This is a genomic window from Hydrogenovibrio sp. (assembly GCF_049975065.1).
Lineage (GTDB): Bacteria > Pseudomonadota > Gammaproteobacteria > Thiomicrospirales > Thiomicrospiraceae > Hydrogenovibrio.
The window spans coordinates 1-7,001 of record NZ_JBNGDN010000035.1; the positions used below are offsets into that span (position 1 = coordinate 1).

8 protein-coding genes are annotated in these 7,001 nt (G+C 50.8%); 3 read left to right on the forward strand and 5 right to left on the reverse strand.

Annotation, left to right across the window (positions count from 1 at the left end; all coding sequences use genetic code 11):
• Nucleotides 1–88: 88 nt before the first annotated feature.
• From ACP5D0_RS05730 to ACP5D0_RS05745, 4 genes are all read right to left on the reverse strand, one after another.
• Complete coding sequence (locus ACP5D0_RS05730) at nt 89–1,021, reverse strand: DMT family transporter (RefSeq protein ID WP_472364700.1); 933 nt, start codon at nt 1,019–1,021, stop codon at nt 89–91.
• Nucleotides 981–2,186, reverse strand: coding sequence for a glycosyltransferase (locus ACP5D0_RS05735; RefSeq protein WP_472364701.1), 1,206 nt, complete (start codon nt 2,184–2,186; stop codon nt 981–983). Before ACP5D0_RS05735 ends, ACP5D0_RS05730 begins: the two co-directional genes overlap by 41 nt.
• 105 nt (nt 2,187–2,291) lie before the next feature.
• Nucleotides 2,292–2,570, reverse strand: a complete 279-nt coding sequence (locus ACP5D0_RS05740; protein ID WP_472364702.1) for a hypothetical protein — start codon at nt 2,568–2,570, stop codon at nt 2,292–2,294.
• A 75-nt stretch (nt 2,571–2,645) separates the two neighbouring features.
• Complete coding sequence (locus ACP5D0_RS05745) at nt 2,646–3,734, reverse strand: glycosyltransferase family 4 protein (RefSeq protein WP_472364703.1); 1,089 nt, start codon at nt 3,732–3,734, stop codon at nt 2,646–2,648.
• Between the two features lie 320 nt (nt 3,735–4,054).
• On the opposite strand from ACP5D0_RS05745, the gene ACP5D0_RS05750 reads away from it, so the two are divergent.
• Together ACP5D0_RS05750 and ACP5D0_RS05755 are read left to right on the forward strand one after the other, a co-directional pair.
• Nucleotides 4,055–4,915, forward strand: a complete 861-nt coding sequence (locus ACP5D0_RS05750; protein ID WP_472364704.1) for a UDP-2,3-diacylglucosamine diphosphatase — start codon at nt 4,055–4,057, stop codon at nt 4,913–4,915.
• The gene (locus ACP5D0_RS05755; RefSeq protein ID WP_472364705.1) at nt 4,916–5,296 is read left to right on the forward strand and encodes a diacylglycerol kinase; all 381 of its coding nucleotides are present in this window, start codon (nt 4,916–4,918) and stop codon (nt 5,294–5,296) included. It begins immediately after the preceding gene.
• 85 nt (nt 5,297–5,381) lie between these two features.
• Here ACP5D0_RS05755 and gshB read toward each other — a convergent pair whose 3' ends face one another.
• Nucleotides 5,382–6,425 (reverse strand): glutathione synthase, encoded by a 1,044-nt coding sequence (gshB, locus tag ACP5D0_RS05760; RefSeq protein ID WP_472364706.1) that lies wholly within the window; start codon nt 6,423–6,425, stop codon nt 5,382–5,384.
• A gap of 214 nt (nt 6,426–6,639) precedes the next feature.
• Between gshB and ACP5D0_RS05765 the strand changes: the two genes are divergently transcribed.
• Nucleotides 6,640–7,001 (forward strand): magnesium transporter MgtE N-terminal domain-containing protein (locus ACP5D0_RS05765; protein ID WP_472364707.1); only part of this gene is annotated, 362 nt, incomplete at its 3' end.

The window sequence follows — 7,001 nt, forward strand, 5'->3', positions numbered from 1 at the left end:
ATTTTCTCAGTCGGTCGTAATCGTGGATACGACACTTCTTCGAAAATTTCCTTGTAAAACCAATGCTCTGCGCAATCTCAGCACAAATTCATGAAACACTCGGGCTAGGTGGCGGCTTTGCTTTATTGGGTTTTTGCGTGATGAAGTAGCTGCCGATCATAATGGGCAGGGCGCCGAAAATCTGTGAGGCGGTGGGTGGATCGTTTAGATACAGATACGCCAACCCGATGGTCATCAGTGGCGAGAAAGCGAAGAGTGCATTGACTTTGGTGATGGGCAGTCGATGCAAGGCTTCTACCCAGAAAAGCTTGGAAATGAAAAATACCAGAAATCCGGTTAAAAATAACCACAACCATTGCGCTTCAACCGCCGACCAGTCGGGCGTGGTTTCAAATAAGACCGCCAATAAATACACAAACGGCAGCGCAATGAGGGTGCGCAGGGTGAGAATGGTTTCCGCCGAGACGCGTGTGCGGGCGCGTTTTTGAAACAGATTGCCAATCGGCGCAATGGCGGCGGCCAAGAGAGCCAGACCGTCTCCCGGCGCGAGGGAGAGGTTGTCGGGAAATAAGATAATCACCGCGCCGGTGGTCATTAGAATCACGCCGATAAGGTGGCGGCGATCGAGTGTTTCGCCGGGACGCCGGCCATGGTAAAGGTAGCTGAACAACACCTGCATAAACAGAATAATCGCCACATGGCTGGGTGATGTGGTCTGCAATGCCAGAAAGGCCAGACCGAAAAACGTGGTGAGAAACAGGCTGGTGAGCGCCAGATCCTGATAAGCGTCGGTGCGTTTAAGGTCGCTCCATTTACGGCGCAGGGCAAACCAGATCAGCAGGCAAAGCCCGGCAATGGTCAGGCTGTAAAAATAGGCGTGCAGGCTGCCAAGCGCCGCCACGGTAAAAAAAGCAAAGATGGGAAAATGCGCTTCCAGTACCGACAACACCAGCGTGTAGGCTTCGCCTTTGAGTTGCTGTTTATCGGGTGTCGGCGGTGTCGCGGGTGTTTTCTGGGGCATGGGGGCTTGGTGTGTTTAAGTGGTGTTGCCGGTGCAGGGCGCGAAATTGTTTGAATGAGTGAACAATATCATAGTGTTCGATATTCGGGCGACTATTCTGCGCCCACTCGTGTCGTAAACGTGCATCACTCAAAAGGTCGTAGAGGGTATTTTGCCAGGCCTGGTGATTGTCGGCGGGCAGTATGCGTCCGCTTTTTTCCGGATGAATCAGGGTTTGCGGTCCGCCAACATCGGACACCAGACACCCTAGCCCACTGGCTTGCGCTTCCATTATCACCTGCCCGAGGGTGTCGGTGGTGGAGGGAAACACAAACAGATCAGACGAGGCGTAAAGGGTTGAAAGCAAGGCTTGGTCGCGTATCGGTCCAAGGAAATGAACGTGATGCGGTTGCATCTTGGGTGCCCATTTGCGAAAACGACCTTCACCGACCAAGATCAGGTCAGCCGGCAAGTCTGGATGTTTGGTCATCAGGTTTTGCCAAACCTCCAGCAAAAACGGCAGATTTTTTTCGATATTGATGCGCCCGACATACAGCACTTTTAAGCGTTCGGGGGATAACTCGAGATTTGACCAGGCCTGGCGATTTTTGTGGCTGGGGTGAAACTTCTGTAAATTGGTGCCGGGAAACAGGGTTGAAATTTGTGCTTCTTTCAAGCGGATGTCGTTTTCCATAATGTCCAGATAGGTGTCTGAACGGGAAAACACATGGCGGAAGGGGCGGTAGAATTTCGCCATGGTGCGGTCGGTTTGTTTTTTCACCCAGTGGGATCGGGTCAGATCCCATAAATAAGCCGGAAAATCGGTGTGATAGGTGCCGAACAATGGCAACCCCAGTTTTTCCGCTTGGCGTTTGGCGGCCCAGCCAAAGGGCCCCGGGGTGGAAATATGCACCTGATCCGGTTGTTGTTCCATTAAAAATGCGCGCAAAGCGTTTGTGTTGGGCAGTACCAAATCCAATTCCTGATAAAAAGGCATTGGCAGGCGAAAGTGGCGTGGCAGGTTGTGAATGTAGTGGGCGTCCGGAATCGGCTTGGCGGTGGCGGTGACGATCTGCAGTTCAAAGGCTTCGTCAGAGTGGTGTGCGGCCTGCTCACCCATGTCTTGAATAAAACGCGACACCCCGTTTAAATCGCCCAGTGTATCGGTAAAAAGGCACACTTTCATCTGTAAACACCCCTGTTAAATGACAGCAAAGCCGCTATTTTAGAGGTGTCAGGTGTGTGAAAAAATGACCGCTTTTTGACACCTTTTTGACGGTTTGAGGTTGGGTCAAAAGGGAAGCAGTAAATCGCCGAACCCCCAAATCAAGGTGCCGAGAATCAAGGTGATGTGGGTCATGCGGAATTTTTTGCGGTGCCATTTCGACGGACTCAGGTCGGGAATGTCGTCTTCGGCGTTGATTTGATCAAGGCGGCCGTAAAGGGTGCGTAGCTCAACTTGCAGCAAGCTGTATTCGCTCATAACGGAAAACAGTACCACCAAGCTGCCGAAGCGGGCAAACCAGAGCGATTCCAGCAAGCAACCCAGTAATAGTCCCACGCTTATCATAAGCCAAGCCAGGAGCAGAAATAACAGGGCTTTGTTTTTGGGCATCTGTGCCTCTCGTGTTTCGCTGAAAAAGCCTTATCTTACGAGATTTTGAGTTTGTTTAGGCGCTTTTTCGGGCGAGTTTGACTGGGGGATATACGCTAGGTGCTGGATGAATTGTTGCGCGGCACCCTCCCAAGTGTATTGTGGGATGGACGCGGCGATTTGTTGGGCATGGGGCTTGAGTTTGGCGGCTTCCAAAATGGCGGCTTGGAGATCTTCGCTTAATATACCGTTTAACCCTGGGGTGATAATGTCTTTCGGGCCGGTGACTGGAAAAGCCGCCACTGGCGTGCCGCAGGCAATGGCCTCAAGATTCACCACGCCAAAGGTATCGGTGCGGGAAGGAAACACAAACACCTTCGCATCGGCGTAGTAGGCCGCCAGCTCGTGATCGTATTTGGGGCCGGTGAATTCAACCTCTGGATAGGCTTCCTGTAATTTTGCCAGGTCTGGCCCTTTGCCCACCACCACTTTATGTCCCGGTAAATTGAGATCGAGAAAGGCGGAGAGGTTCTTTTCCGGGGCGATACGCCCGACATAGAGATACACGGGCGGCTTGGAAGCGTCCGATTGGGTGGCCGCGTTCGGATGGAAAATATCGGTATTCACACCGCGCGTCATCAATACCAGGTGTTGAAAATTCTGTAGTTGCAACTCCTGCAGGATGGACTCACCAGGCACAAATGTATGGTGTGCCGGACGGTGAAATCGTCGCATCAGCGCGTAAATCCAGCGCTGTGGAATGGGGAAACGTTCGTGAATGTATTCCGGGTATTTAGTGTGGTAGGCGGTGGTAAACGGCAGACGATGTTGCAGCGCGATGCGTCGCGCCTTCCAGCCAAGCAGGCCTTCGGTGGCGATGTGGATGGCATTGGGTTTGAAGTCAAGAAGGCGCTTACGAAGCCCCTTGGCCCGCCACACCAGTGGTATTTCCGGATAGGTTGGCAAGGGCACGCTTTGGTAGTCGTTGGGGTGAATGACGTCCACTTCAATCTGTTGCCGTTGGAGCTGATCCACCAGTTGCGACAGGGTGGTGACCACGCCGTTGACTTGCGGGTGCCAGGCGTCAGTCACCAATGACAGTCGTTGGATGTCGCCAGGTGCGGGTGCAGGGTTGATCATATTTCGTGTCAGCTCATTAGAAGAGTTTGGCTTCATACTAGTGTGTTCTTAATCGCGTGTTATTTATGACCTGTTCTGCGCAATCTCGGCACGCATTTATGAATCGAATAACCGTGAATCTGCGGTCGGGTTGGTCAAAGATGATTCGGTAAATGTATCCGTTTTGGGAAATTCGTATGTGAACTTAATATGACGCTGGCGAGGTTTGCGTCATTCAAATGTCATTAAAGCGTCACCTGACCATCAACTGCGGCTCTTAAACTGGCGCGAAATTCTTAAACGACGACTGTTTTGATGAATATGACGATGAATCTGACATTATGGAGAGATGGCCTGTGACCAGCCTGCCGGATTGGATGGAGTCAATTGAGGCGGATGATTTGATTGTGGCGGAAAACAATCATCAGATGTCTCACTATCGCAGCATTTTTATTTCCGATGTGCACCTGGGTTCGAAAGGCGCGAAAGCGGAATTTTTATCGGAGTTCCTCAAGTACAACCAGTGTGAAAAACTCTATCTGGTCGGCGATATTATTGACGGCTGGCGATTAAAAAAACGCATTTATTGGCCGCAGGAACACACTAATGTGATTCGTCGCATTCTCACCAAAGCCAAGCGCGGCACCGAAGTGGTGTTTGTCACAGGCAATCACGACGATTTTCTGCGCCGTTATTCGGGCGTGGATTTTGGCCATATCCGGCTCACAGATGAAGCCGTTCACACCACCATTTCGGGAGATCGGTTAATGGTGGTACACGGCGATAAATACGACAGTGTGATTCAAACTCAGAAATGGTTGGCGTTCATCGGTGACTGGGGCTACGAAAGCCTGGTGGTATTGAATCGGCATTTTAATCGCTTGCGCAATCGTTTGGGTCTGGGGTACTGGTCGCTGTCGTCTTATATCAAGCAGAAAGTGAAATCGGCGGTGTCGTTTATTTCCGCCTACGAAGAAGCGGTGGTGGCCGACTGTAAAAAGCAAGGCTATAAAGGGGTGATTTGCGGCCACATTCACCATCCTGAAATTCGTGAAATCAATGGTATCGACTATTTGAACTGTGGCGATTGGGTGGAATCCTGTACCGCCATTGTCGAGACTCAAGCCGGTGAGATGAAGCTGCTGCAATGGGTGGAGATCAACCATCAGACCAACACAGAAAACGAAAAAAGGTCGCATTGAATGAAACCCGGTCATAGAGGATTGGTTCGAATTGTAAAAGCCGCCGGCTATTCCTGGCAGGGCATTAAAGCGTGCTATCAAAACGAAGCGGCGTTTCGCCAAGAACTGTTGCTGCTGGCGGTACTGACGCCGATTGCCATGTGGTTGTCGCACAATGCGGTGGAATTTATTTTGTTGATCGGGTCGGTGATTCTGCTGTTGGTGGTGGAGTTGCTGAACACCGCCGTGGAAATGGTAGTGGATCGTCATGGTCAAGAATGGCATGAACTGTCAGGCCTGGCGAAAGACATCGGCTCGGCCGCCGTGTTTGTGATGATGGGACTGGTGCTGCTGGTGTGGGTGACGTTGATTATTTCCCACCTGCATTTGAGTCTGTTTTAGGCGATTGTTTTAAGGCTTGACTTCAAGAGGGAATTCACCAGGCCTGGTCGATTTCGCCAGGCCTGGTGAAAGGCGGGAAGCTGGATCAGCGCTTGTCGGACTGGCGGAATTCGCTAAGACGTTTGAGCAGAAATTCCTGTTCGGCACGCTTTTCTTCTTTTTCCAGCACCTTTTCTTCAATGAAGTCCACCACATTCTTGTGCAGCTTGAGTTTATTGAGCGCATTGATATTGGTGATGCCACCGGGGTTGAGAACGTTCACTTCCAGAATCTTGTCGCCAATCATGTCTACGCCGACAAAATAGAGACCGTCAGCCGCCAGTTTGGGACCGATTTTGCGGCAGATGGCCTTTTGCGATTCGGTCATGGTGTATTTGTGAGCGGTGCCACCGATCTGAATATTGGCGCGGACGTCGCCCTCTGGTGGTTTGCGATTGTAAGCGCCGATGAATTTGCCGTTGAGCATCAGCACACGCACATCGCCTTCTTCCGCCCCTTCGATATACTCCTGCACAATGACGTAGCTTTTTTCCTGAGTGTGGATGTAAAAGTCGAGAATGGAGTTAATACTGCTCTGGGCATATTTTTCCAGCACGATGACGCCGTGACCGCCGGAAGCGTTTAAGGGTTTGAGAATGACCTTGTCGCCGGGCATTTCGTCAATCATCTGACGAATGTAATCCTTGTTCTTGGAAACGTGGGTAATCGGTAGAAAACTGTTGTTTGGATCGTTGAAGGTGGTGGTGTAAAGCTTGTTATTGGCTTTGCGAATGCCGTCAATGTCGTTGAGGATGACGGCTTCGTATTTCACCGAGTCCAGAAAGTTGTACACCATGGCATCAATCGGCGGGTCGCGCCGCACCATGATGGCATCCAAGCCGTGCAGCGGCATCATCTTCTGTTCGAACTGCACGCGCTTGTAAAAATGCAGAATATTGTCGGGGATCTTGTCCATCGGCAGAATGCGCTTGACGTAACCGTAAGTGACGTTGTTGCGTACCGTAAGATTGCTGGGATAGAGAATGGACACCTTGTGACCGCGCTCCAGGCATTCTTTGATAATGCGCAGGGTGGAGTTTTTGGAGGGGGTGATGGTGTTCCAGTCTTCGAAAATAAAACCAATGTTCATAAAGACGATCCTCAGAAAGGTGATGTGCGTGGGTGTGAACCCGATATCGAGCGGTTTTGGTCGATGAGACTCGCTTATTTCAAGCGGATACTTTCGTTCAATCTCGGGCGAATTCTGACGGCTTTTTATGTAAATGTAAACCCCATTCTGTGTCCTGGTTGTGTATCGATTAAATTACCGAACACTCGGGTGCAGTGAAATCAGGAAGCGAACTATGATCACAACAGCCAGGCCTGTGTCGCATGATCCGTTGGAACGGATTCGTGAGTTGCAACCCCTTATTCAGGCTAAAGATGCGGACGCGATCCGCGCCATTTTGGCCAAACTGCATGAAATGGACATGGTGGAAATTTTCGAACGCTTTTCCAAAAGCGATGTGGTGTTCTGTTTTAACCAGATTGAAGGTGCCGTGCGCCGAGCCAATGTGTTCGGCGAATTAAGCTTTCCCTATCAAAGTTATATTGTCCGCGTGTTGTCGGTGGATGAGTCACGTTACATTCTGGAAACGCTGCCCATTGACGAATTGCAGCGGTTTTTCCATCAACTGCCGCGCACTAAAGCACAGAAAATAAAAGA